Raw genomic sequence first — 263 nt, 5'->3', positions numbered from 1 at the left:
GCCATGATGTCGTCATCTGATAAGCTATCAAGATCGACCTGTTCGCCACCAACTTTATTATAAATTTGGTCTAAGAAATCACGTAAGTCTTTCATCGCCGCTTGCGCTTTGAGCATACCGTCAATTTTTTCGCCCAAGCCTTTTGCCGCCATACCTAAATGGGTCTCAAGTACCTGACCAATATTCATACGCGATGGTACACCAAGCGGATTTAGCACGATATCAACGGTATTACCATGCTCATCATATGGCATGTCTTCAAC

At 43.7% G+C, this 263-nt stretch carries 1 protein-coding gene; it reads right to left on the bottom strand.

Features of this window, described 5'->3' with window-relative positions; genetic code table 11:
• The coding region (locus AAEY79_RS15325; protein ID WP_352289375.1) for a hypothetical protein at positions 1-263 on the bottom strand (263 nt) is incomplete at both ends.

It is taken from the genome of Psychrobacter sp. GW64-MNA-CIBAN-0177, assembly GCF_040309585.1.
Lineage (GTDB): Bacteria > Pseudomonadota > Gammaproteobacteria > Pseudomonadales > Moraxellaceae > Psychrobacter > Psychrobacter okhotskensis.
This window is presented reverse-complemented; position numbering and strand designations above follow the sequence as displayed.